This is a genomic window from Streptomyces sp. adm13(2018) (genome assembly GCF_008042145.1).
Lineage (GTDB): Bacteria > Actinomycetota > Actinomycetes > Streptomycetales > Streptomycetaceae > Streptomyces.
On the sequence record NZ_RDBH01000228.1, the window covers coordinates 1 to 855 of the forward strand.

Consider the following 855-nt stretch of genomic DNA (forward strand, 5'->3'; position numbering starts at 1 on the left):
GCACCCGGCCGAGGGACGCGCCGGCCGCGCCCCGGGCGCCCCGCCGGACGAGCGCCTGGGACTCCAGGCCGTCAAGGAGCGCATCCTGTGCATGCTCCGGCGGATCGACCCGCACGGACTCGACATCGCCCGCGCCGCCAGCATCCTGCGCGGTCCGGTGGACGCCGCCCTCCTCGCGGACCTCTGCGGCGTCCCCACCGAGGACGCGTGTCGATGTATCAGCAGACTCACCGAGTCGGGACTCCTCTGTCCGCACGACATGAAGTTCCGCCACCCCCTCCTCGCCGGACTGCTCTACCAGGACATCCCCTGCGCCGAACGCGCCGAGCTGCACCGGCTCGCCGCCCGCAGGATGCGGTACCGCGGCGACCCGAGCGAGGACGTGGCCGCGCACCTGCTGCGCTCCCACCGCCTGGACGAACCCTGGATGGCGCAGCTGCTCATGGAGGTGGCCCAGGGCGTGGTCGAGCACGACCCGGCGGGCGCCCGCCGGCTCATCGAGAAGGCCGTCCTGCACGGCGTGCCCGAGGGGCACGAGCGCCGGGCGGAGGCCCTGCGGATCCAGGCGCTCAGCGGCCTCGACCTGCCCGCCGCCGCCCGCGCCCTCACCGCCCACTCCTCCACCGTCACCGCGCCCGCCGAAAGGTTCCGGCACGCCCTGCGGCTCGCCTACCTCCGGCTGCGCCTGGACGACACCGCGGGCGCGATGGAGGTCCTGGAGCAGGCGCGGCGGGAGACCGCGGGCACGCTCGGCCCCACCGCCGCGGCCCGACTCCGCGAGGCGGTCGCGCAGGTACGGTTCCACGACGGCGGCCGCGCGACCGGCGGCGACCCCCGCGCCGACCCGGCCCACCC

Annotated in this window: 1 pseudogene; it reads left to right on the forward strand. The window is 76.6% G+C overall.

Going from position 1 to position 855, the window contains the following annotated elements:
• Positions 1–855 (forward strand): annotated as a pseudogene (locus tag EAO70_RS38365) (helix-turn-helix transcriptional regulator); the annotation flags it as partial.